The organism is Acidimicrobiales bacterium, from assembly GCA_016716005.1.
In the GTDB taxonomy this organism is placed as follows: Bacteria; Actinomycetota; Acidimicrobiia; order Acidimicrobiales; family JADJXE01; genus JADJXE01.
On the sequence record JADJXE010000001.1, the window covers coordinates 1921089 to 1944908 of the forward strand.

The window sequence follows — 23820 nt, forward strand, 5'->3', positions numbered from 1 at the left end:
TGACCCGGACACGGTGGTAGCAGGCGCGCGACCCCAGCAAGGAGCCGATCCGGGTGCAGCGGCGCACGTTCCTCAAGGCATCGGCCGCGGGCGGGCTCTGGCTGGTGGCCGTTGCCTGCAGCGGCGACGACGACGCGCGCGAGCCGGGCGACGGGCCGGGCGGAGCGACGGCCACCACGGTGCCCGCACCGGCGGCCATGGCGCGCACCTCGTGGTCGCAGGACCCGTGGTCGCTCGGCTCGTACAGCTTCCTGGCCGTCGGGGCCGACCCCGACATGCGGGTCGCGCTCGCGGCTCCGGTCGCCGACCGGCTGTTCTTCGCCGGAGAGGCGACGTCGACGACGGGCCCGTCGACCGTCCACGGTGCCCTGGCGTCGGGCGAGCGCGTGGCCGACGAGGTGCGGGGGGTCGCCGGGCCGGCCGAGCGGATCATCGTCGTCGGCGCCGGCATCGCCGGGCTGACCGCGGCCCGCTCACTGGAGGAGCGGGGCTTCGGGGTGACCGTGCTGGAGGCGCGCGACCGCGTCGGTGGCCGGCTCGACACCGTCCGGCCCGAGGGATGGCCGATCCCGATCGAGCTGGGGGCGTCGTGGGTCCACGACACCGGGGCCAGCGACCTCGCCGAGCGGCTCGACGGGCTCGGCATCGCTGCGGTCCCCTTCGACTACGAGCAGTCGGTCGCCGGGCCCGGCGGCGAGCGGGTGGACGATCTCGAGGTGATCACCGGTCCCGCGGTCGAGACGGTCGACCTCGCGGTCGAGTGGGCGTCGGCCCAGGACGACGACCGCTCCCTGGCCGACGCCATCGAGGCCAGCGGTGCCGCCGACCAGACCGGCGTCGAGCCCGACGCGCTGCGCTGGTACCTCGACAACGAGATCACGACCGAGTACGGGGCGTCGGCCGAGGAGCTGTCGGCCTGGTGGGGCCTCGAGGAGGGGACCGAGGGCGACGACCTCCTCGTGATCGGCGGCTACGGCGGGTTGGCCACCAGCGCCTCCGACGGCCTCGAGGTCCTGCTCGAACGCCCGGTCGCGCGCATCGACTGGAGCGACGACGGGGTGACGGTGGTCGACGCCGACGGCGAGGCGATGGCGGCCGACCGGGTGGTGGTGACCATCCCCCTCGGCGTGCTGCAGACCGGCGCCGTCGCCTTCGAGCCGCCCCTCCCCGAGGACAAGCGCACGGCCGTCGAGGCGATCGGCATGGGCCTGCTCGACAAGGTGTGGCTCCGCTTCGACGAGCAGTTCTGGAGCGACGAGGCACTGATGTGGACCCGCGTCGCACCGGCCGGCGAGCCGTTCACCGAGTGGTTCAACCTCGCGCCGCTCACCGGTCAGCCCGTGCTCCTCGCGCTGCTCGGTGGCCCACTGGCACGCGAGTGGGCCACCCGGAGCGACGAGGAGGTCGAGCAGGCCGCGCTGGACTCGCTCCAGGGCTTCCTCGACGCCGGCTGGTGATCGGGCCGCTTGGCAGGATGGGTCCATGACCGAGCCGGCCGAGGTGGTGGCGTTCGATCCCGACGCCCCCGACGAGGTGGTCGTGCACATGCGGGCCCTGGCCGCGGCCCGTGCCGGCTGGGTGAACCTGACGCCGGCCGTGCCCCCCGAGGAGGTGGCCCCGCCGGCCGGTGGGCTCGGCCCCATCTTCGGCGGGCGGGGACCCCGGGTCCCGTTGGCCACGTGGATGCCCGGGTCGCCGACCAAGCAGGGCACGGTCGGCCCGACCCAGCTCGGGATCCAGCACGGCTGGGGGCGCCCGGCCCGGCCCCGGCTGGCCGAGGTCGGCCTCTGGCCGTGGCCCGGCTGGCGCATCACGTCCGACAACGCCCGGCGTGGCATCGTGGTCGAGGCGCCCGACGGTGGCGACCCCGTCGAGCAGCTCGACTGGCTGATCACCGGGTCGCTCGCCCTCACCTCCGCCGACCTGCCGCGAACCTGGCGGGCCACCTTCTACCGATGAGGCGGAACCGGCTCCGCGAGGGCTGCCGTGGTGGGCTCTCAGGTCGACCGGACGTCTCGACGGTGGAAGAGGATCGTTGCCGCCGCGCACAGCAGCAGGGCGACCGCGACGGTGACGGTGGCAGCCCTCGGATCGGCGTCCTGCCCCGGCACCAGGGCCATGTAGTGGAACAGGGACAGGTGGTCGGACCAGCTCAGGCTCGACGCGAGCGGGGCCGCCAGGTCGACGAACACGGACCAGGTGACCACGACGTAGACGGTGGTGGCGGCGGCACGGGGTGCCACCGAGAGCAGGACGGCACCGATGCCGAGCGCGACGAGGGCGGTCGGGACGACGTTGAGGCCCGCACCGAGCATGACGGCCAGGTCGACCTGGACGCCTTGGCTCTCGGCGCCGAGCCAGGTGGCGAGCCCGGCGAGGAGCCCGGCGGCCGCGATGCCGGCGCCGCAGAGGGCGAGGCGGCCGAGGAACCACGCGGTCCGGCGGGTGGGGCGGCTCAGGATGTGCACGAGCCTCCCCGAGGTCTCCTCGGCGCAGGCCGCGCCGACCTGGCCGGCAGGGAGCAGGGCGACCACTGTGGCGACGCACAGGAACGCCAGGCCGAGGAACTGGTTCACGGGGCTGCCGTGGACGCCGTACCTGTCGAGCATGTCGCTGATCGAGGCCGGAACGTCCCCGGTCGTGACCTTGACCAGGATGCCGAGCGTGAGCCCCGACACCGTCGCCCCGGCGCACCAGGCGGCGAGAACGGGCAGCTCGAGCCGGGCCGACATGCCGAACGCGGAGCCCAGCCCGAAGCGGCGCAGCGGGGCGACGTCGCGGGAGGCGAGCACGCCGTCACCGACGTCGCGTCGCGATGCGAGCACGACGGCCGCGGCGCCCAGGCCGACCACCGTGGCGACGGCGGGGACGAGCGGCCAGGGATCGTTCTCGGTGAAGGGGTGCATCAGCTCGGTCCAGCCGAACGGGGTCGCCCACGACAGCCACCTCGTGCCGGGGCCGGAGTCGGCGATCATCCGGAGGACGAAGGACACGGCGACGACGGCGATCCCGAGACCCGTGGCCGTGCGGCGGGTGCGGCTCAGCTGGGAGGCCAGGGCGCCGACGACGGCGAACACGGCCGGTGGCACCGCGAGGCTCAGCCCGTACAGCAGCGCGCCGCCGGCACCGAGTCCGACGTCGGGATCCCGGCCGGCCAACAGCGTCAGCACGGTGGTCCCGGTGAAGATCACGCCCACCGCGGCGGCGAGCGCCCCCAACGTGGCCGCCGTGGCCCGAGAGGCCCGTGTGCTGCCGGCCAGCACGAGCTGCCATCGCCCGGTGTCCTCCTCGCCCCGCAGCACGCGGGTGGCGGCCACGACCGCCCAGAGGGCGCCGATGGTCGTGAGGAACACGTAGTTCTTGTAGACGGCGTACCCACCGACGGTGTCGATGGTCGACACGGGCCCGAGCAGCACGGCGAGCCCGGTGTCGCCGCTGACGGCGGCCGCCGCCTGCTGCCGGCTGGCCTCGGTGGGGTAGTTGGCGACATAGGCCAACGCCGAGGCGGCCGCCGACCCCCCGAACGCGACCGCGCAGACCGTGGCGCCGATCCACACCTGCTTGAAGGCGCGCCCTGCGATCGCGAGGTCTGGTCCGAGGCGACGCGGGCCTCGGACGGGCACGCGCCCGGTGGCAGCCGTCGTGCTCATCGAATCGGTCCCGACGCTGCCGCTCCGTCGCCGTAGTGCGACATGAACAGCTCCTCCAGCGAAGGCTCCCGCGTCGTCATGTGGCGGGCGCCGGCGCCGGCCAGGGCCGACATCAGCGGTTCCATCGACCCGGCCACGTCGCACTCGATGGTGTGGCCGTCGACGACCACGTTGCTGACGCCCTGGAGCCGAGAGACGTCGGGCACCTCCGAGGTGACCTGAGCGCGGACGCGCATCGCAGCCAGACCGCGCAGCACGTCGAGGTGGCCGGTCTCGATGATGCGGCCGGCCCGCAGCATGGCGACCCGATCGCACACGGCCTCGACCTCGCTCATCACGTGTGAGGACAACAGCACGGTCTGGCCGCGGTCACGGGCCTCGCGCACGCAACCGCGGAAGACCCTCTCCATGAGCGGATCGAGGCCGGTGGTCGGCTCGTCGAGCAGCAGGAGCTCCGCTCGGCTGGCGAACGCGGCGACGAGCGGGACCTTCTGGCGGTTGCCGTGGCTGTAGGCACGGATCTTCCTTTCGGGGGTGAGCTCGAACCGGTCGATCAGCTCGTCGCGGTAGGCGGCATCGACCGAGCCGTGGATCGCGCCAAGGAACCGGAGCGTCTCCGCGCCGGTCAGCGACGGCCACAGGTTCGCCTCGCTGGGCACGAAGGCGACGCGCCGATGGATCGCCGGTGCGTCCCGCCGGACATCGAGATCGAAGATGCGCGCCCCGCCCGAGGTGGGCCGGATCAGGCCGAGGAGCAGGGCGATGGTCGTCGACTTCCCCGCGCCGTTCGGCCCGAGGTAGCCGAACACCTCGCCCTGCTCGATCTCGAGGTCGAGCGCATCGAGCGCGATCGTGTGCCCGTAGCGCTTGGAAAGGTGCTCGGCACGTACCGCGATCGCCACGCAGGGGCCTCCTGCTCGTCGGACGGGGTCGCCGAGGCCCGGTCGCTGCGGATCAGGCCGGTGCCGCCACCACGACTCACGCTAGGCCCGCTCCGGGAGGGTGCCGTGCCGTGCTCAGGGGCTCCCCGTGCGGGCCCACTCCCGTACGAACGCGACGCGTTCGGCGCCGACGTAGCCCAGTGGCCGGTCGCCCACCGGGATCCACATCGACCCGTCGGCTCCACGCATCGTCAGGCCGCCTCGCCACCACGAGCCCGGCCCGACAGAGGAGGGGCGCAGCACCGTCACCCCCCCGGGGTCCGACAACGCCACCCCACGATGGTAGGACTGGCCGGTGCCGGCGGTGCCGCCACGCCGGGGCCGGCGTGGGGCCGGCTGTCGGGCGGGCTCGACGTCGGGCACCATGGAAGCCCGCCGGCCGCGGCGTGGTGGACGTGGAGGTGACGTGCACGCAGGGTCGGGCCGACGTCGGCACAGCCCGTCGGCGGAGCGCTCGGAGGCCGCGTACCTCGTCGCGCCGCAGCGCCGGGCACGGGCGACGGTGGTGGTGCTGCACGCCTGGTGGGGGCTGACCGAGGTCGTGACCGGGGTCTGCGACGACCTCGCCGGGCTCGGGTACGTCGCGGTGGCGCCGGATCTGTACCGGGGAGCCGTGGCGGCGACCGCGGAAGAGGCGACGGCACTGCGGGGGCTGCCGCGCACGACCCCGATCTGGCGCGAGATCGTGGCGGCGATCGAGCACGCCCGGTCACGGTTCGACGCCGGCGCGCTGGGTCAGATCGGCTTCTCGATGGGCGGCCACTGGGCGTTGTGGCTGGCCAAGCAGTCCCGCCCCGAGGTCCCTCCCATCTCGGCGACGACGGTGTTCTACGCCACGCGAGCCGGCGACTTCTCGGCCAGTCGGTCGGCGTTCCAGTTCCACCTGGCCGAATCGGACCCGTTCGTCAGCCCGAGTGCGGAGGTCCGCCAGCAGCGCCCGCTCCGCGCGGCCGGCTGCGAGGCCGAGTTCCACCACTACCCGGGCACCGGGCACTGGTTCTTCGAGTGGGACCGGCCCGACGCCTACGACCCGGGCGCGGCGCTGCTCTCGTGGCAGCGGACCGTCGAGTTCCTCGATCGCCACCTCCCCGGCTGAGCCCGTCGCACGGCGGAGCCGGGTCACCCGGGGCAGCGGGTCGCCCGGTGCGTCGAGTCTCGGAGGCATCTGATAATCTGATCGCATGCCCGAGGTGACCGCTACGGAAGCGTCGAGGAGCTTCGCTGACCTCCTGGACGGAGTCGAGCACCGGGGGGAGCGGTACACGATCGTTCGCCGCGGTCGGGTCATCGCCGAGCTCGCCCCCGTACACCCGATGTCGGGTGCTGACGCCAAGGCGTTGCTGCGTCGACACCACGTCGATCGGGGCTGGGCAGAGGAGTTGGCCGTCCTTCGGGCCGACCTGACGGTGGAGGAGCGCTACTGACGCTGCTGCTGCTCGACACCACCGTCTTGGTCCACGCCGAGCGATCGTCGCTGGACCTGGATGCGCTGATCGCCGATGACGACGAGCCGGCGATCGCTGCCGTCACCGTCGCTGAGCTCGGCGTCGGTGTCGAGCTCGCCTCCGGGAAGCGGCGCCAGGCACGTCGGGCGTTCCTCGACGACCTGGTTGCGTCGCTGCCGGTCGTGGCCTACGACCTCGTCGTCGCACGTGCCCACACCGAGCTCCTCGTCGCCGCCCGCGTCAGCGGCCGGCCACGGGGCGCCCACGATCTGATCATCGCCGCGACGGCCCGGGCGACCGGACGGACCGTCGTCACGACCGATCGGACGGGCTTCGAGGAGCTCCCCGGGGTGGCCGTGCGCAAGCCGGTCTGACCCGACCAGGGTGGCCGGCTCGACGACGACCACGACCGTTGGGCGCCGAGCGTCTCGGCGTAGCGCAGGGGGCGCACGCCCCCGATCGCCGGGACCGCGGGGCGCCGCCGTGCAACGATGCGACGGGTTCGCGACACCGAAGGGGGAGGCATGGCGACGTGCACGGTCGGCTCCGTGGTGATCAACGTGGTGGACATCGAGCGGGAGCAGGCCTTCTGGTCGGGGCTGCTCGGCGTCGGGGTGGCCCGGTCGTTCCCGGGGTTCTTCGTCTGGCTCGAGCCCCAGCACCCGGGCGGCGTCTCGGTGGCCCTCCAGAAGGTGCAGGAGCCCAAGTCCGGCCGCAACCGGGTGCACCTCGACACCGGTGTCGCCGACCTCGACGCGGCCCAGGGCCGGATCGAGGAGCTGGGCGGCTCGCTCGTGGAGACCCATGACATGGGCGGCTTCCAGTGGCGGGTCATGGCCGACCCCGAGGGCAACGAGTTCTGCATCGCGGCGAGCGACCACTGACCCGCCGCCCCTCGCGCCCCGTCGCGACGGAACTTCCGGCACCAGGTCGCAGCCAACGACGTGCAGCGGGGGTCACGGTGCACGAGATGCAGGGTCGCCCCCGAGGTGTGGTACACACACGCGAGCGCTCCCTCCCACCGGGCCGAGCGGCGCGCCGGCTGTTCCCGGTGGCGAGATCGGGCGTCTCGCAGAGGCGAGGACTGGTGCGCCGTGCCGGCATCCGATCATCGAGACATCGAGCGGTTCCTGCTGTTGATGGCCGACGTCGGCCGGCGGGTCACCGACGCCATCGCCGGAGCCACGGGCGAGCTCGACCTCACCTCGAACCGAGCCGTGCTCGTGCTGTGCGCGCTCGATCTCGAGGGGCCGATGCGCCCCCGCTCGCTCAGCGAGCTCACGGGGCTGTCCAGCGCAGGCACCACCGGTCTGCTCGACCGCCTGGAGGCGCTCGGCATGATCAGCCGAGCGGGGGGCGTGCCCGGTGACCGCCGCGGGGTCAGCATTCGGCTCACCGCGGCCGGCCGGAAGATGGTGCGGAAGATGACGGCTGCCGTCGACGAGCACCTGCCCGCGATGGAGATCCTGGTCAAGGAGCTCGGCCTGCTCTCCGACCGACGCAGGCAGCGCCCGTAGCCCCTCCTGCGACACGACGTTCGGTCGTGCACCAGATGTCTCTCGCTGGACAAGACACGCTCGCCTCTCGATTCACGGTTGGCTAGCGTGTCGGCGTGCCCCGACGGGCTGCGTCCCTCGGCCGATGAGGGGCGCTCCACTCGACTGCCGAAGCACGTCCGGTCCGATGCCAGAGGTCTGCTCTTGTCGGTGATCATGCCCATGCCCGACGTCTCGGCTGCGCCGGCCGCGCCGCCGGCTGGCGACCCCGTGTACACGCAGGGGACGGTCGTGGGGTACCGGCGGACACCTCGCGACCTGTTGCGAGTGGTGGTCTACGGGGTGGTCGCGCTGGTGCTGTTGGCGCTCACCCGGTGGGCCAGCGACGCAGTGCTGGGCCTCGAGGACGACCTGATCCGCCTCATCACGTTCCTGAACCCGACGACAGAGCGGATCCTGGCCGGGTTCCTGCAGGTCCTCGTCGCCGTGACGACGATCGTGATCTGGCTCACGCCGCTGATCACCAAGCGGTACCGCCTGTTCGGCTACATCGTGGTGGCGAACATCGCGACGTTCGCGTTGGCCGGGGCGGGGGTGTGGTGGCTCGACCGTTCGTCGCCGGACCTGGTGAACGAGATCGCCGACCGGGCCGGCATCGACAGCCGCGGGTTCCCGGACGTCTGGGCCCTGGGTCAGCTGGCGGCGGCGTTCGTGGTGCTGTCGCCGTTCGTCACCCGGCGATGGCGCCAGGCCGGCGTCGCCACGTACACGCTGATCGTGGTGCTGCGGCTGGTGACGTCGGTGCACCTGCCGGCGGAGCTTTTCTTCGCCATCGCGGTGGGGGCGATGGTCGGGGCGTTGGTCCTGTTCATGTTCGGACGGCCCGACGAGCGCCCGACCAACGACCAGGTCCTGGCGGCCCTGCGGCTGACGGGCCTTCCCTTGGCGTCGCTCGACCCCGCCAAGGTGGACGCCCGCGGCTCGACGCCCTACTTCGGGACCTTGGAGGACGGTGGGCGGATCTTCGCCAAGGTCTTGGGCAGCGAGGAGCGCTCGGCCGACCTGTTGTTCCGCATGTACCGGTACCTGCGGTTCCGCAACCTCGGGGACGAGCGACCGTTCTCGTCGCTGCGCCGGGCCGTCGAGCACGAGGCGTTCGTGTCGCTCCAGGCCCGCGACCTCGACGTCCGCACCCCCCGCATGCGGGCCGTGTCGGCCATCGGGGCGGACTCGTTCCTGCTCGCCTACGACCGCATCGAGGGCCAGACCCTCGACACGCTCGACCCGGCCACCGTCGACGACGAGCTGCTGCGACGGATCTGGGACCAGATCGCCCTGCTGCGCGCGCACCGGATCGCGCACCGCGACCTGCGGCGAGCCAACATCCTGATCGACCCCGACGGCCGGCCGTGGCTGATCGACTTCGGGTTCGCCGAGGTGGCCGCGTCGGAGGCGCTGCTGGCCGCCGACCTGGCCCAGACCCTGTCGGCGCTGGCGGTGATCGTGGGCGCGTCGCGGGCCGTGGACTCGGCGATCGCCACCCTGGGCACCGACGCGGTGGCCCGGTCGCTGCCCCGCCTGCAGATGGGCGCCCTCAGCGGCGCGACGCAGACCGCGCTGAAACAGCACTCCGGCCTGATCGAGGAGCTCCAGGAGACCATCGAGGACCGCACCGGGACCACCGAGGTCGAGTACGAGCCCATCCAACGGCTCAACGTCCGGCAGCTGGTCGTCGTGGTCATGCTGATCGGGATCGTCTACCTCCTGGCCCCCCAGTTCGCAGACCTGCCCGAGATCTGGGCCAACGTCAAGACCGCCCGCTGGGTCTGGCTGATCCCGATGCTCGCAGCGTCGGCCGTCACCTACTTCGGTGCGACCCTCAGCTTCATGGGCGCCATCCCCGACCGGCTCCGCCTCGGCCCCACCATCGCCACCCAGACCGGCTCGTCGTTCGTCAGCAAGGTGGCCCCGGCCGGCCTCGGCGGGATGGCCCTCAACGTGCGGTACGCGCAGAAGGCCGGCGTCGACCCGGCCGTCGCAGTGTCCGGCGTCGGGCTCAACTCCATGGGTGGCTTCGTGATGCACCTGGTGCTGACCCTCTTGTTCATCGTGTGGGCCGGCCGCGAGGCCTTCGGCGACTTCAAGCTCCCCGACCCCACGTACCTGCTCATCGGCATCGCCGTGGTGCTGGCGATGACCGTCGTCTCCATGGCCGTGCCGGCCGTGCGCAAGCTCGTGCTCACCAAGCTCCTGCCCATCCTGCAGCGCTCGATCCACGGTGTCGCCGCCGTGCTCCGCTCCCCCACCAAGCTGTTCCTCCTGCTCGGCGGGTCCGCGGTCGTCACCCTCAGCTACGTCGTGGCCTTCTACTTCAGCACCGAGGCCTTCGGCGGCGATCTCCGCTTCGCCACGGTCGGTGCCGCCTACCTCGTCGGCTCGGCGGTGGCCACCGCCGCCCCCACCCCGGGCGGCCTCGGCGCCATGGAAGCGGCCCTCCTGGCCGGCCTCACCGCGGCCGGCATGGACGCCGCCGTCGCCCTTCCCGCGGTGTTCCTGTACCGGCTCGCCACCTTCTGGCTGCCCATCCTGCCGGGATGGGCCTGCTTCGCCTGGCTCAAGCGCTCCGACTACATCTGAGCCGGGGACGCAGCGCGCCGCACGGGGCTCCCGAAGGCCATCGTGAGGATGGCACCGAGCGCCACGCCGATGGCCGCCCCACCGACGACATCGAGTGGGTTGTGGGCGCCGAGGTACACGCGGGCAACGGCGTTGGCCAGCGCGACCGCCACCGGCACCCACCGCCAACGCCCCGGCAGGTAGGGCCACAGCAAGGTGGCGATGCCCCAGGCGATGATGGCATGACCGGACACGAACGACAGCCCGGCCAGCGGGACGTCGCGGAAGCTCCCACAGGTCACGTCCAGGTCGCAGATGGAGGTGCCCGGCCGCTGACGCTCGACCAGCTGCTTGACCACCGCCTTCTCCACCAGCAGCTTCAGCGGGACCAACGCGACGAGCGCGAGGGCGAGCCTGTACCGACGCAGCACCGCGGCCGCGACCGCCAGCCCGAGGGGCACGAGCAGCAGGCCGGCCAGCTGGAACACCCACATCGGCCCGCGTAGCCAGTCGGGCAGGTCGTTGACGGCATGGAAGATCGCCTGCTCCCAGCCCGGCACGTCACCCGAGCTGGCGATCACCCCCGCGGCCACCGCGACGACGATGCCGCCGACGAGCGCCCCCAGGGGCCACCCGCGGACGTCGTGCTCGTACGTGACCGTGTCCATCAGGCCTCCTCGTCGCCGGCCACGACCGGCGGTGCGATCCGTTGCCCGCGGCCGGGGAACCGGTCGACGAGCGCGACCGCACCGAGCCCCAGCAGCACGCCGACCGCCCACCCGCCGACGACATCGGCCGGAAGGTGCACACCGTGGACGATGCGGGCGACGCCCACCACCCCGGCGAGGACGACAGCGACCGGACGCGCCCGGCGCGGCAGCGCGGCAATGGCCAGCACCGCCGTCGCGGCAGCCACGGCCGAGTGCCCCGAGACGTAGCCCAGCCCGGTGCCCCTGCCCTCCCGCACGATGATCTCGGGGAGGAACGTGAGGGGCCGGTCCCGCTCGACCACCTTCTTCACGGCCTTGGCCCCGAACCAGGCCACGAACCCCGTGACGATCGTGGCTGCGCCGAGCAGCCAGTCTCGGCGGAGCACCACGATGGCCACCGCGACGACGATCGGCGCCCACACCGTGCCGAGCTGCATCACCGGGTACGTCGCCGTGGCGACCCAGTCCGGCGCGCTGTTGACCCAGCGGGTCAGGCGCAGCTCCCAGTCCGGGACCGGATCCTGCACGGCCACGACGTACGAGAGCACCAGCGCGACCACGGCCACCGCGGCGATCCGCAGCGGATGGGCGAAGGTCCTGACGGGCGCCGTCACGGTCGAAGGAAGACGAGAAGGGGAGGAGCCGGCACGTTTCCAACCTCGCAAAGAGACTCGCCGACGGAGCAATGTAGCGCGAGCGGTCGCGCTGCCCCGGGGTGCCGACGAAGGTCTCCACGTCGACGATCCTGCGCCACGTGCGCTCCTGGTCCTGCGGACCTCGTGGAGGATCTCGCGAGCGACGTCGGGCAGCGGCTGGCCGGCCGCCCCACCGGACGTGACCGCCGACTCCCGCGGATGCCGGTACCCTCGACCGGGTCGCGAGCTCGACGTGCGCGCTGGAAGGGAGTCGGCATGTCACAGCAGTCGGTCGCCGTCGGCGGCGGGACACCACGCTCCGACCGTGGCCGTTCCGGCCCGGAGCGCACAGACCGATGACCGACGCGACACATCGCCCGATCCGCACCCTCCACCAGGACGTGACCCAGCGGCCCTTCCTCGTCATCTGGGAGGTGACCCGTGCGTGCCAGCTCGTCTGTGCCCACTGCCGTGCCGACTCGCAGCACCACCGCGATCCGCTGGAGCTGAGCACCGACGAGGGACGACACCTCCTCGACGAGCTGGCGGCCTACGGCCCGCCCCGCCCGATCGTCGTGCTGACCGGCGGTGATCCCTTCGAACGAGAGGATCTCGCCGACCTCGTCGCCCACGGCGCCGCGGCCGGGTTGCACGTGGCGCTGTCGCCGTCGGTGACGCCACGGCTCACCCGCAGCAGGCTCACCGAGCTGCACGCCGCCGGCGCCAGTGCCGTCTCGCTGTCCCTCGACGGCGCGACGGCGGCGACCCACGACGGGTTGCGTGGCGTGCCCGGCGTCTTCGAGGCCACGCTCGAGGCGGCCGCCCTCGTCCGCGAGGTCGGCTTCCGCCTCCAGGTCAACTCGACCGTGACCCGCGCCAACCTGGCCGAGCTCCCTGCCCTCCTCGGCACCGTCGCCGACCTGCAGGCATGGCTGTGGAGCGTGTTCTTCCTCGTCCCGACCGGCCGCGGTGGGCAGCTGGAACCGTGCGATGCCGAGCAGGTGGAGGAGGTGCTGCACTGGCTGCACGACGTCTCCGACCACGTCGCCGTCAAGACGACCGAAGCCCCGCACTTCCGCAGGGTGGCGATCCAACGTGCCGCCGTGGACGACGTCGACGCCGCCTTCCCTCCCGGGCCGCTGCGCACCAGGCTCCGGGCGGACACGACTGCCCTCCTCGGCGGCCTGCACGGGCACCGGCGAGCCCCCCGACCGCCGCTCAACGTGAACGCCGGGCGGGGGTTCGCGTTCGTCGACCGCCTCGGCACGGTCTACCCGAGCGGGTTCCTGCCGCTGCCGGCGGGCTCGGTGCGTGAGCAGCCGTTCCGTGCGATCTACCGCGACTCGCCCCTCCTCCGGTCGTTGCGCGACCCCGCCGGGTTCGGGGGGCGGTGCGGCCGCTGCGAGTTCCGCGAGGTCTGCGGTGGTTCTCGCTCCCACGCCTACGCAGTGACCGGGGACCCACTGGCCGAGGACCCGTCCTGCGCCCACGTCCCGGCGCCCGGCGTGCACGCCCGGGCCGCCGACCTCGTCCGCATCCCGACCCGCTGACCACCTGGGCCGGCGCGGGAAGGCCCACGCGTCGAGCACGAGGGATGCCACCTGGGACCCGCTGGCCGATCTCGTCGACGCCCGCCAGCTGCTCGACCCGGCGTTCAGGGTTGGGCAGTATGTGCTGATGGCGATGGCGCTCGACTCCTGCGGTGCTGAGCGCGAGGCCGGCGTCGGGGGGTGCCCGGCGTGAGCGCGCCGTCGGGCACCGGCCGGTTGGCCGGCAAGGTGGCGGTCGTCGTCGGCGCCGGGCAGACGCCGGGCGAGACGATCGGCAACGGCCGTGCGGTGGCGCTGCTGTTCGCCCGGGAGGGCGCTCGCGTGTTCGCGGTGGACCGCGACCCGGCCTCCGCACGCCAGACCTGTGACCTCATCGCCGGGGACGGCGGCGTCGCCGAGGCGTTCGAGGCCGACGTGCGCAGCGAGGACGACTGCCGGCGGGCGGCCGAGGCGGCGGTGGAGCGGTTCGGGCGCATCGACGTGCTGCACAACAACGTCGGTGTCGGTGCGGGCGACGGCGGCGCGCTGGACCTGACGGTCGAGAGCTGGGACCGCATCCACCAGGTCGACCTGCGGGGCATGTGGCTCACCTGCAAGCACGTGCTGCCGGTGATGCGCGCCCAGGAGGCCGGCGCGGTGGTCAACGTGTCGTCGGCGGCGGCGGTGTGCAGCGTGCCCATCGTGGCGTACAAGACGGCCAAGGCGGGGGTGAACGCGCTCACCCAGGAGCTGGCCATGGAGAACGCGGCGTTCGGCGTGCGGGTCAACGCGGTGATGCCCGGGCTCATCGACACCCCCATGGCGGTCGACGCCTGGGCCGCCGCCCTGGGGATGAGCCGCGACGAGATCCGGGCCGAGCGCGACAGGCTGGTGCCGCTGCGGCGTCGGATGGGCACGGCGTGGGACGTGGCCCATGCCGCGCTCTACCTGGCCTCCGACGAGGCCGACTTCGTCACCGGGGTGGTGCTGCCCGTCGACGGCGGCCAGTGCGCCCGGGTGGGGTGAGCGAGCCGCTCCGGCGCAGGCCCCCTCTCCGCACGCCGCCCGGTCAGGTGGCCTCCCCGCCCGGCCCTGCGGCGCGCAGCTCGTCGAGCCGGGCGTGGAGCCGCTGACCGATCTCGGTGTCGTCGGCATCCACCCAGGGGCGGCGGCTCCGCACCACGGCCACGGTGCCCGCCACCGCCACGGCCGCCAGCGCACCCAGCCCCACCCACTTCCACCGCCGCACGGGCCGTACGGTACGGCGTGGCCGCGACCCCCGTCCCCCTGGAACACGCCCAGGCCCAGGCTCGCACCGGCGACCTCTGGCTGTTCCGGGGCCGCACGGTGGCCGACCGGGCCATCCAGGCCGCCACCAACGCTCCCGTCAACCACGTGGGCCTGGTCGTGGTGGTCGACGACCTGCCCCCGCTGCTCTGGCACGCGGCCCTCGACCCGAAGCTCGCCGACGTCTGGCGCGCCGACCACCACCGCGGGGCCCAGCTCAACCGGCTGGAGGACGCCGCCCTGCGCTGGCGCGACCTCGGCAACCGGGCGTGGTCGCGCCACATCAACCCGGAGCTCACGGCCGACCACGAGCGACGCCTGCTGGAGGTGATCGACGAGTACGACGGCAGGCCGTTCCCGACCGGCCCCCGGATGGCGCGCCGCTGGGTGGCCGGGCGCGTCGGACACGACGCCGGCGACGAGATCGTCTACTGCGCCGAGCTCGCCGCGCTCACGCTCACCCGGATGGGCCTGCTGCCCGAGGGCCGCCCCGTGAACTGGTACGACCCGGGGCGGTTCTGGAGCGGCGACGGCCTCGCCCTGCTCGACGGGTACGAGCACGGCGCCGAGCAGGAGGTGGCGCTGCCCCCTGTCGAGCGAGAGCGGGCGGGCGCAGAGCACGGCTTGCGGGCACGTCTTCGGCCACCGTGGAGGGACTGAAGCCCGACGAGCCCCGGCTGCCGGCAGCAGGGGTCCTATGGTCCCGACGGCCAGATGTTGACCGCGCGGGCCAGCACCAGCAGGGCCACCACGAGCGAGGTCATCGACTCGGTCATCACGAGGAGCTTCGACCAGGGCTTCACGGCCGACACGTCGGTGGGGCTGAACGCAGTGGCCGTGTTGAACGACAGCGCGAGGTAGTCGACGAAGTGCGGGAACCACGCGTCGGCGGCGTGCTCGGGCAGGTCCGTCTCCGGGAAGACGAAGGCCCGGGTGGTCTGCTGGCGGCCACTGGCCCGGGCCGCGGCACCACCGCTGTCGAGATCCCAGTACCAGAGGGCGAACGCGATGACGTTCACGAGCCAGACGATGACGCCGATGCGCAGGAGCTCGCTGGCGTCGGTGAACCGGGCCCCGTCGAGGATGCCGCGAACGAGGCGGACGACAGCCGCCGTGTTCGCGGCGGTGATGACCCCGATCATCACGCTCGTCGTGGCGTGCAGCCACGGCTTGTCCCGGTCGATCCGGCCGGGGTCACCGATGACGAGCACGGCCAGGAAGGCCAGCAGGAACGCCTGGAAGACCCAGGTGGGCATCGGCCGGAAGTCGGACGGCAGCGCGGCGTGGAGAGCCCCGACGGCGAGCACCCCCACCGCCATCGGCCATCGACGCTCGCCTCGTCGAGCGGGCCGGGGGGCTCTCGCTGCGGGTTCGGGGCCGTCGATCATCAGGTCATCGTTGCAGGCGCTGCGCTTCCGCTCTCACCATGGGCGGGTCGGCGGCGGCCGGACTCCGCGATGGCCAACGACCCGCCAGGCCGAGACACGCGCTCCGTCAGGTGACCATCTCTTCGTCCGCGGGCTCTTCGTCGGACGACGGCACCTCGTTCGGCAGGTCTCGGGTGAAGGCGAGGGAGACGAGCGCAAGGAACGCTGCGGCCAGCAGGCCGGCCTTGAGCGATTGGAGCTGGGCCTCCTGGTAGTCGTCGACGATCGCCTGGCTGGTGGCGTCGTCGAGTCCGGCCTGTTGGGTGGCTGCCTCGACCTGGTCGGCGGCGACGAAGTCGATGCCGGACCCGACGGCCACGCTGACCTGGGCCGCGACCTCGTCGCTGATGCGCTCGTCGGCTTGGATCTCCGACACGAACACACCGGTGAGTCCGGCCAGCACGATCGCCCCGATGAGGGCCACCCCGAGCGAGGAGCCGAGCTGTTGGCCAGCGAACTGCAGGCCGCCGGCCTCGCCCCGCCCCGACGCGTCGACCGACGACTGGACCACGTTGCCGAGCTGGGAGGCGAGGAGCCCCATCCCTGCGCCGAGCACGGCCATGGAGAGGGCGAAGGCGGCGTCGGCCAGGTCCGGTCGGATGGTGACGAGGAGGGCGACGGCCGCGACCGCGGTGGTGGTCAGTCCGGCCCTGACGATCGACCGCACCGGGTAGCGGGACGAGAGGCGCGAACCAGCTGCGGACGCGACGAACATCGTGATGGAGACGGGCAGCATCTTGATGCCCGTCTCGAGGGCGTCGAGGCCGAGGACGAGCTGCAGGTACAGGGGGACGGTGAAGAACACGCCCATGAGGATGAGGTTCTGGGCGAACAGGCCGATCAGACCGGATCGCAGCGGCGGGATCTTCACGAGGTCGAGGTGCACCAGCGGGTCGCTCCCCGTCGCCTCGCGGTGTCGTTGCCAGCGCACGAACCCCCACAGCAGCGCCGCGCCGCCGCCGATGACGAAGAGGGTCAGGGAGAAGCCGAACGGCTCCACGGGGGAGTCCTTCGGCTTCACCCATCCCCAGGTGCTCGACTGGAGGGTGCCCAGGACGATGGCACCGAGACCGGTGGCGGACAGGACGGTGCCGACGACGTCGAGCCGGGGCTTGGCGCCGGCACGGACAGCGTCGCCGACGAAGGGGGTCATGGCGAGGATGCCGAGGACGATGACGACCTCGCCCACGAAGACCACCCGCCAGCTCAGCTCGGTGGTGGCCCAGCCGCCGACGATGGGGCCCACTGCGATGCCCGCGCCCGCGACACCACCGATCACCGCGTACGCGACCTTGCGCTCACGCCCGTCGTAGTTGCCCGCGATCAGCGCGACCAGGGCCGGGAGCACCAGCGCCGCACCGAGGCCTTCGAGGATCGACCATCCCAGCGCCAGGACCGTCACCGTCGGCGCTGCCGCCGTCACGGCCGAGCCGCACGCGTACACGATCAGGCCGATGATGAAGGCCCGCCGACGCCCGATGATGTCGCCGATCTTGCCCCCCGTGAGCATGAACATGGCCATGACGAGGCAGTAGAGCGTGATCACCGACTGGATCACGGTGACGGTCGTGTCGAAGTCGGCGACGAGCTGGCTGATCGACACGTTCATGACCGACTGGTCGAGGACCATGACGAACTGGGCGCCGGCCAGCGCCACCAGCGGCAACCAGCGCTTCATCGCGTCGCCTCCGGCTGCTGCGTCACGATGCCGGCGGGAGCACGCCTCGCACGGTCAGCTCGTCGGGCAGGTCCGAGCGTGCCCGACCGGCTCCACCCGCGTGCTGAACACCTGGCATGCCCGCGAACCTAGTGCTGCGGTCCCCAGGCTGAGCGAGCGCACGCCGACGCGATCGGCCTGCCCCTGCTGTCTCGGGTCAGCCCGGACGGCTCGCGAGCGTGTAGCGCACCTGTTGGCGCAGGACGAAGCCACCGGACGGGACGGCCGCCGCGGCCAGCCGGCGCTCGGCCTCCGCACGGACGTTCGGCCGCTCCTCGTCGGGAACGGCCGCCCACATGGCCCGCTGCCCCGTCGAGAGGGTGAACGCGTGCCACTGGTCGGCGTCGGCGAAGTGCACCGCGAGGTCCAGCGTGCGGGTCCGGGCGTCCACGAAGCCGGCCGCCTCGACCAGGCCGGCCATCCCCGCGTCGGACGCGAAGGGGCCCTGCGCGCCGCTCACGCGCGCGTCGAGCATGCGCGGGGGCAGGAACGGGCGGAACACGGCGTCGACCGACTCCCACGTGGCGTCCTGCGGGCCGAACGAGCTGACCCCGAGCCGCCCACCGGGCACCAGCAGCTCCCGCCAGGCGATCAGCGCCGCGTGCGGGGCGGGCAGGAAGAACAGCACGAGCGAGGAGGCGACGACGTCGAAGGATCGTGGCGGCAGCGCCGGGGCCTGCGCGTCATCGACGGTCACCTCGACGTGATCGAGCCCCGCCTCCCGAGCGGCCGCCCGCGCTGCGGCCACCATGCCGGCGGAGACGTCGATGCCGACGACCCGACCGGCGGGGCCGACGGCTCGGGCTGCGGGCAGGAGCAACGCTCCCTTGCCGCACCCCATGTCCGCGACCCGCTCGCCGGTGGCCGGAGCCAGCTCGTCCACGAGCCCCGTGGCGATCGGGACGAAGAAGGCGACCCCGACGCCGTCGTAGCTGGGAGCCACCGCGTCGAAGAGCCGAGCATTGCGTTCCCGGGTCTCGGACAGCTCCTGCCCGTCCCGACCCTCCTGAGCGGCCACGTCCGAATGCTGTCCCGGGTCCACCCGACGGTGTCAAGGCCCCGACAGCACCCGAACGTTCCCGGAGCGTGCATCGGGACAGCCGGCCCGGTCAGTGGGAGCGTCGCGGCACCATGCCGATCCCGCCCGATTCGGCGGCTGGCTGGGACCCTGATCGGCGGTCACAGGACGAAGGTGCCGAGTCGGTGGGCGGCGTCCATGACCGCAAGGCTGAGGGCGGGGTCGTCGAGCTGGCGGGTTGCGGCTGGCGCGGCCGGAAACGCCGGGGCGGCGCGTTCCCAGAGCGCGAGGCAACGACCCGGTCCCCACACGGCTGAACCGAACGCCAACCCCTGGAGATGGGAGTGGTGCCGGTAGATGGCTCGCGACCAGTCGCGGCAGACGCCACGGGGCCCGGTGCGGATCGCCTGGTTGCCGCCGGCGCGGGTCACCCAGCCGCTGTCAAAGTTCTTGCCGACTCCTCGACGTCCCGGCGCCGACCGGGACGGTCCGGGTCGGCGCCCTGGTCAGGACGCGTCGTCGTCCCGGCTCGTCCGATCGATCAGGGAGCGCACCGCGTCGAGGAGTGGATCGAGTTCGTTGTCAGAGTGACCTCGGATCGAGTGGATGGCACCGACGATGTCGTGCAGCCGAGCCTCGTCCTGGCGGCTCGAAGCGGCAGGACCTCGGCCAGGACCTCGTCGCGCAAGCGTTCCCGTAGCGACTCCGGGGTTCCGACGTCGACCTTGACGCCGAGTGCTTCGTCGAGCTCGACACCGATGGAGAGGATCTCGAACGGTCGCGCGTCGGGTTCGAGCTCGACGAGGAAGTCGATGTCGCTGCCCGGCCGTTCGTCCCCGCGGGTGGCGTCGACTGCGGTGGAGGGTTGTCGTCCGGTGTGGCGGCCCGACCCAAGCACCATCCGTCCGCGCCTCTTCAGACGGGAGCGATCTCCAGTGTGGCGTCGAGGGCGTCGGCGAGTCGGCGGATGTCGTCGCTGTCGGAGCTCGCCACCAGATCTCCTCGCGCGATCGCGCCGATGGCCACGGTGGCGTCGATGACATCGGCGGTGCCGGAGCGGGCGCAGGCCGTTCCGGCGGCGCGGGCGCGCTTGTCGTCGAGGGGTTCGACGCGGCAGCCCTTCAGGAAGCGGGACAGCTCGGCTTGGGGTTCGCCGCGCCAGGCCTGGCCGAGCACGCCGGCGGGCACGACGGGACGTCGGCCCCGTTCGAGGGCACGACGGTGCAGTGCCCACACGTGGCGGTCGTTGCGGTCCGCGGCGAGCAGCGCCCCGGTGTCGTAGGTGATGCCGCCCACTTGCTCAGCTGGCTCGACGGGCCGCGTCGAGTACGCGGTCGAGCAAGGCGTCGGCGGCGGCGAGCTCCTCCGGGGTGAGCGGACCGTGGTCGGCTTCCCAGTCACGCACGGCGTCGAGGCCCGCTTCGACTGCCAGTTCGTTCTCCGCGGCGTGGTTCAGCCACGCCGACACGCTGACCCGGGCACGTTCCGCCGCGCGGACGACCTGAGCCGCGACCTCGGCATCGAGCGCGACCGAGAGCTTCTTCACCGCCACGGAACGACGGTAGTACCGGATTCCTACTATCGCAACGCCTGTCCGGTTCTCGGTCACCCAGCCCGCAGGCGCGGCGGCGGGTGAGGTCCCCGGGATCGGGGAAGCGGGAGGCTGGAGGCAGCGGACGCGACGATGGTGAAGGCGGATTTGCCCGTATCCGGGCATACGTCGACGTGCTTCCTGGCGGCATCGACACCGACCGCAGGAAGGCAGGGATCACTCCACGGAGGCCAACCGTGAGCGCGCCTCGACCGAAGCTGAGCGGCTCGCCGAGTCGCTGCAGATGGGAGCCGGCCCCCCGATCGCGCTAGCCGAGGCCCGACTCCGCCAGGCTGCTGGCCTTGACGGTCGAGCTCGGCGTTCGCCTCTGCGAGCGTGACCGCCAGGTCCTTCGCCCCTGTCGTCGCGTGGGGCGCATCGGTACGATGAGTGGGGCAACGTGGAGTGCCGGGAAGTCTGGTCGGCGACGTGGACGCGTTCCTCTGACTGAGGGGGTCCAGAGTTGGCCATCTCGCACTCCGACCGCAACGGGTCGTCCCTCGTCCGTTCCGCTGGCACCGATGCCCACCACACCCTGGCGGCGCACGAGGTGCTTCTGCTGCTCGAGACCGACCAGCGCACCGGGCTGAGCAGTGCCGAGGCAGCCGCTCGCTTGGAACGCTTCGGGCGCAACACCCTGCCCGAGGCCGACGTTGCGGGGTGGCCGCAGCGCCTCTTGCGCCAGTTCCGACACCCGTTGATCTACGTGCTGTTGGCTGCAGCCGCGGTCACGCTCGCGCTGAGCGAGGTGATCGACTCTGCGGTGATCTTCGGTGTGGTGCTCGTGAACGCGATCGTCGGGTTCGTGCAGGAGTCCAAGGCCGAGGCCGCGCTCGACGCGCTCCGTCGCATGGTGCGGACCGAAGCGCGGGTCCGCAGAGACGGCCACCAGCTGACCGTCCCGTCCGAGGAGCTGGTGCCCGGGGATCTCGTTCTGATCGAAGCGGGTGACAAGGTGCCCGCCGATCTGCGGCTGGTGAAGCTCGCTGAGTTGCAGGTCGACGAGTCGGCGCTCACCGGCGAATCCTTGCCCGTGGCCAAGGACGAGGTGGCACTGCCGGAAGCGACCCCGGTCGCGGACCGGCAAAACATGGTCTACTCCGGCACCCTGGTGACGCACGGGACCGGCACCGGGGTGGTCGTCGCGACCGGTGCGGAGACCGAGCTGGGCGAGATCCACCGCCTTGTCGGCACGGCGCAGAACCTGGCGACGCCGCTGACCCGCAAGCTCGCGTGGTTCTCCAAGGTGCTCACGGTCGCGATCGTGGCGCTGGCCGCGGTGACCTTCGTAGTGGGTGTGCTTCGGGGCCAGCACGCCACGGAGACGTTCACCGCTGCAGTCGCGCTCGCGGTGGGCGCGATCCCCGAGGGGCTACCGGCGGCGGTGACGATCACCCTCGCGATCGGCGTGAGCCGCATGGCTCGTCGCCGGGCGGTGATCCGCCGTATGCCCGCCGTCGAGACGCTCGGTTCCACCACGGTGGTGTGCTCGGACAAGACGGGGACGTTGACCGAGAACCAGATGACCGTGCAGACGATCTGGACGCCCCACCATCGATACGAAGTGACCGGCCCCGGCTATCAGCCCGTCGGCGAGGTCCGAGATGCCTCCGGATCGGCGGTGTGCCTCGGCAACGACGAAGCGCTTCGGTGGACCTTGACCGCTGGCGCGTGCTGCAACGATGCCCGACTTCGTGACACCGAAGGCTCCTGGAGCGTGATCGGCGACCCGACAGAGGGTGCGCTCCTCGTGGCCGCCGGCAAGGTCGGGTTCGATTCGAAGAGCGCGAAGCAGCTCTTCCCTCGCGTCGCGGAGATCCCGTTCAGCTCCGACCGCAAGTACATGGCGACGCTGCATGACGATGTCGACAGCGGCGTGCGCCGGGTGTTCGCCAAGGGCGCCGTCGAGCAGGTCCTCGCGTTGTGCCGCACGCGGATGCACAGCGACGGGGCGTGTTCGTCGCTGGACGGCCGGGAGGTGCTCGACGCCGCCGAGGTGCTGGCAAGCGACGGCCTGCGGGTGCTGGCCGTTGCGACCGGTTCGTTCGCTGACGACGCATCGTTCACCGCGGAAGCGCTCGGGGGCCGGCTGACACTGACCGGTCTCGAGGCCATGTTGGACCCACCCCGTCCCGCTGCCATCGCCGCCGTGGGCTCGTGCCACACGGCCGGGATCGACGTGAAGATGATCACTGGCGACCACGCCACCACGGCAGCAGCGATCGCCGGTCAGCTCGGGATCATCGCCGACCACCACCAGGGTGCGATCCTCGTCGGTCCCGAGCTCGCCGAACTCGATGCGGGCGAGTACCCCGCAGCCGTGGAGCGGGCGTCGGTGTTCGCGCGGGTGTCACCCGAGCAGAAGCTCCGCCTGGTCGAAGGATTACAGGCCCGGGGTCACGTCGTCGCCATGACCGGTGACGGCGTGAACGACGCACCCGCACTCCAGCAGGCCGACATCGGTGTCGCCATGGGTCTCAGCGGCACCGAAGTGGCCAAGGAAGCCGCCGACATGGTCCTCACCGACGACGACTTCGCCACCATCGAAGCCGCGGTCGAGGAAGGACGCGGCGTGTTCGACAACCTCACGAAGTTCATCGTGTGGACCCTGCCGACCAACATGGGCGAAGGCTTCGTCATCCTCGTCGCCATCCTCGTCGGCGCGGCCCTCCCGATCCTGCCCGTGCAGATCCTGTGGATCAACATGACCACCGCGGTGGCGCTCGGACTCATGCTCGCGTTCGAACCCAAGGAAGTCGGAATCATGCAGCGACCACCACGGGACCCTCGGCGGCCGCTGCTCACCGGCGCACTCGTGATGCGGATCGCGCTCGTCTCGGCCATGCTCGTCGGCGGCGCCTGGTGGCTGTTCGAGTGGGAACAGGGCAACGGGGCCTCCCTCGACGAGGCCCGCACCGCCGCGCTCAATCTGTTCGTGGCCGTCGAGGCCTTCTACCTGTTCAACTGCCGGTCACTGACACGCTCGGCGTGGCACGTCGGATTCCTCTCGAACCGCTGGGTGATCGGGGGCGTCGCCGTCCAAGCGCTCGGCCAGTTGGCCATCACGTACGCACCGTTCATGAACACCGTGTTCCAGACCGCTCCCATCGCGGCCGACGCGTGGCTGCGCATCTTGGCCGTCGCCACCGCCGCATCCATGGTTGTCGCGGTAGAGAAGAGGCTCCGCCACCGACCGGCCTGATGTCACCGAAGGGAACCCGACATGGAGATCCAGGTTCGAGAGCAGCACCTACCGGGCATCGGGGTCCGCTACGACCTCGAACTCGCCGACGACCGAACCATGTTCGTCATCACCGACAGGAGCGGGACACGACACGTCGGACTCGTGGGCCAGAACGACGCCCCGGCCTGGCAGATCACGCTCGAGCCCGATCGTGCCGTGATGCTCGCCGCGCTCCTGCTCGGTGCACGCTTCACGCTCGACACCCGGGGCGAAGATCGTGTGGCCGCCGATGAGGTCGTCGTCGACACGATCACCCTCACCGACTGCTCGCCGGTCATTGGTGCCGCTGCCGCGGACATCAGGCTGCCCGGCGAGGACGCGTCAGTGCTCGCAGTCATCTGCGACACCACGCCAGAGCTCATCGAAGACCGGGCTCACCGCTGCCGCCCAGGCGATCGAGCAGTCATCGCAGCGAGAGCCGCCGACATCGACGACGTCACGGACTACGTCCGGGGCCAAGGGCAAGTGCCCCAGCCAGAGACATGACCAGCTGCCAGGTCTTCGTCGGAGACGT

The 23820-nt window shown here is 72.1% G+C and carries 24 protein-coding genes and 1 pseudogene; 13 read left to right on the forward strand and 12 right to left on the reverse strand.

Translation table 11 applies throughout. The annotated features are described in order from the left end of the window. The first annotated feature begins 53 nt into the window (after positions 1-53). Together IPM45_09405 and IPM45_09410 are read left to right on the forward strand one after the other, a co-directional pair. Positions 54-1457 carry an FAD-dependent oxidoreductase gene (locus tag IPM45_09405; GenBank protein MBK9179769.1) on the forward strand — a complete coding sequence of 468 codons (1404 nt, stop codon included), beginning with the start codon at positions 54-56 and terminating at the stop codon, positions 1455-1457. Between the two features lie 25 nt (positions 1458-1482). Next, the gene (locus IPM45_09410) at positions 1483-1959 is read left to right on the forward strand and encodes a hypothetical protein (GenBank protein MBK9179770.1); all 477 of its coding nucleotides are present in this window, start codon (positions 1483-1485) and stop codon (positions 1957-1959) included. Positions 1960-1997: 38 nt separating this feature from the next. On the opposite strand, the gene IPM45_09415 is transcribed toward IPM45_09410, so the two are convergent. Both IPM45_09415 and IPM45_09420 read right to left on the reverse strand, forming a co-directional pair. Beyond that, on the reverse strand, positions 1998-3650 hold the full coding sequence (locus IPM45_09415) for a hypothetical protein (protein MBK9179771.1): 1653 nt from the start codon (positions 3648-3650) through the stop codon (positions 1998-2000). After that, the gene (locus IPM45_09420) at positions 3647-4552 is read right to left on the reverse strand and encodes an ABC transporter ATP-binding protein (GenBank protein ID MBK9179772.1); all 906 of its coding nucleotides are present in this window, start codon (positions 4550-4552) and stop codon (positions 3647-3649) included. The genes IPM45_09415 and IPM45_09420 overlap by 4 nt, the downstream gene beginning before the upstream one ends. Positions 4553-4997: 445 nt before the next feature. Between IPM45_09420 and IPM45_09425 the strand changes: the two genes are divergently transcribed. The 6 genes from IPM45_09425 (at position 4998) to IPM45_09450 (ending at position 10169) form a co-directional block, all read left to right on the forward strand. Beyond that, positions 4998-5687: a dienelactone hydrolase family protein gene (locus IPM45_09425; GenBank protein ID MBK9179773.1), complete on the forward strand. Its 690-nt coding sequence runs from the start codon at positions 4998-5000 to the stop codon at positions 5685-5687. A 94-nt stretch (positions 5688-5781) separates the two neighbouring features. Next, positions 5782-6015: a type II toxin-antitoxin system prevent-host-death family antitoxin gene (locus IPM45_09430; protein ID MBK9179774.1), complete on the forward strand. Its 234-nt coding sequence runs from the start codon at positions 5782-5784 to the stop codon at positions 6013-6015. Next, positions 6012-6410 (forward strand): PIN domain-containing protein, encoded by a 399-nt coding sequence (locus IPM45_09435; protein MBK9179775.1) that lies wholly within the window; start codon positions 6012-6014, stop codon positions 6408-6410. Before IPM45_09430 ends, IPM45_09435 begins: the two co-directional genes overlap by 4 nt. A 177-nt stretch (positions 6411-6587) precedes the next feature. Further along, a complete protein-coding gene (locus tag IPM45_09440) occupies positions 6588-6920 on the forward strand; it encodes a VOC family protein (protein MBK9179776.1) in 333 nt (110 codons plus the stop codon). A 210-nt stretch (positions 6921-7130) separates the two neighbouring features. After that, positions 7131-7553, forward strand: coding sequence for a hypothetical protein (locus IPM45_09445; protein MBK9179777.1), 423 nt, complete (start codon positions 7131-7133; stop codon positions 7551-7553). A gap of 189 nt (positions 7554-7742) precedes the next feature. After that, positions 7743-10169, forward strand: coding sequence for a flippase-like domain-containing protein (locus tag IPM45_09450; protein MBK9179778.1), 2427 nt, complete (start codon positions 7743-7745; stop codon positions 10167-10169). On the opposite strand, the gene IPM45_09455 is transcribed toward IPM45_09450, so the two are convergent. Further along, complete coding sequence (locus IPM45_09455; protein MBK9179779.1) at positions 10160-10816, reverse strand: phosphatase PAP2 family protein; 657 nt, start codon at positions 10814-10816, stop codon at positions 10160-10162. The two genes, IPM45_09450 and IPM45_09455, sit on opposite strands and share 10 nt — an antisense overlap. Then, positions 10816-11472 carry a phosphatase PAP2 family protein gene (locus tag IPM45_09460; protein ID MBK9179780.1) on the reverse strand — a complete coding sequence of 219 codons (657 nt, stop codon included), beginning with the start codon at positions 11470-11472 and terminating at the stop codon, positions 10816-10818. Before IPM45_09460 ends, IPM45_09455 begins: the two co-directional genes overlap by 1 nt. 377 nt (positions 11473-11849) lie before the next feature. On the opposite strand from IPM45_09460, the gene IPM45_09465 reads away from it, so the two are divergent. Beyond that, a complete protein-coding gene (locus IPM45_09465; protein MBK9179781.1) occupies positions 11850-13043 on the forward strand; it encodes a TIGR04053 family radical SAM/SPASM domain-containing protein in 1194 nt (397 codons plus the stop codon). A gap of 189 nt (positions 13044-13232) precedes the next feature. Beyond that, positions 13233-14048 carry an SDR family oxidoreductase gene (locus IPM45_09470; GenBank protein ID MBK9179782.1) on the forward strand — a complete coding sequence of 272 codons (816 nt, stop codon included), beginning with the start codon at positions 13233-13235 and terminating at the stop codon, positions 14046-14048. Positions 14049-14091: 43 nt separating this feature from the next. On the opposite strand, the gene IPM45_09475 is transcribed toward IPM45_09470, so the two are convergent. Beyond that, positions 14092-14271 (reverse strand): hypothetical protein, encoded by a 180-nt coding sequence (locus IPM45_09475; GenBank protein MBK9179783.1) that lies wholly within the window; start codon positions 14269-14271, stop codon positions 14092-14094. A 17-nt stretch (positions 14272-14288) separates the two neighbouring features. Here IPM45_09475 and IPM45_09480 point away from each other — a divergent pair. Then, a pseudogene (locus IPM45_09480) lies at positions 14289-14879 on the forward strand (hypothetical protein). A gap of 125 nt (positions 14880-15004) precedes the next feature. Here IPM45_09480 and IPM45_09485 read toward each other — a convergent pair. The 7 genes from IPM45_09485 to IPM45_09515 form a co-directional block, all read right to left on the reverse strand. Continuing rightward, positions 15005-15628: a hypothetical protein gene (locus IPM45_09485; protein MBK9179784.1), complete on the reverse strand. Its 624-nt coding sequence runs from the start codon at positions 15626-15628 to the stop codon at positions 15005-15007. 175 nt (positions 15629-15803) lie between these two features. Next, positions 15804-17414 carry an MFS transporter gene (locus IPM45_09490; GenBank protein ID MBK9179785.1) on the reverse strand — a complete coding sequence of 537 codons (1611 nt, stop codon included), beginning with the start codon at positions 17412-17414 and terminating at the stop codon, positions 15804-15806. 196 nt (positions 17415-17610) lie between these two features. Continuing rightward, a complete protein-coding gene (locus IPM45_09495) occupies positions 17611-18471 on the reverse strand; it encodes a methyltransferase domain-containing protein (protein MBK9179786.1) in 861 nt (286 codons plus the stop codon). 161 nt (positions 18472-18632) lie between these two features. After that, positions 18633-18902, reverse strand: a complete 270-nt coding sequence (locus tag IPM45_09500; GenBank protein MBK9179787.1) for an RES domain-containing protein — start codon at positions 18900-18902, stop codon at positions 18633-18635. 110 nt (positions 18903-19012) lie between these two features. After that, positions 19013-19372, reverse strand: coding sequence for a nucleotidyltransferase domain-containing protein (locus IPM45_09505; protein ID MBK9179788.1), 360 nt, complete (start codon positions 19370-19372; stop codon positions 19013-19015). Between the two features lie 14 nt (positions 19373-19386). Continuing rightward, positions 19387-19767: a twitching motility protein PilT gene (locus tag IPM45_09510; GenBank protein MBK9179789.1), complete on the reverse strand. Its 381-nt coding sequence runs from the start codon at positions 19765-19767 to the stop codon at positions 19387-19389. Positions 19768-19771: 4 nt separating this feature from the next. Then, on the reverse strand, positions 19772-20023 hold the full coding sequence (locus IPM45_09515) for a hypothetical protein (protein MBK9179790.1): 252 nt from the start codon (positions 20021-20023) through the stop codon (positions 19772-19774). Between the two features lie 508 nt (positions 20024-20531). On the opposite strand from IPM45_09515, the gene IPM45_09520 reads away from it, so the two are divergent. Together IPM45_09520 and IPM45_09525 are read left to right on the forward strand one after the other, a co-directional pair. Further along, positions 20532-23264, forward strand: a complete 2733-nt coding sequence (locus IPM45_09520; GenBank protein ID MBK9179791.1) for a cation-transporting P-type ATPase — start codon at positions 20532-20534, stop codon at positions 23262-23264. A gap of 21 nt (positions 23265-23285) precedes the next feature. Beyond that, the gene (locus IPM45_09525; GenBank protein ID MBK9179792.1) at positions 23286-23792 is read left to right on the forward strand and encodes a hypothetical protein; all 507 of its coding nucleotides are present in this window, start codon (positions 23286-23288) and stop codon (positions 23790-23792) included. Positions 23793-23820: the final 28 nt, after the last annotated feature.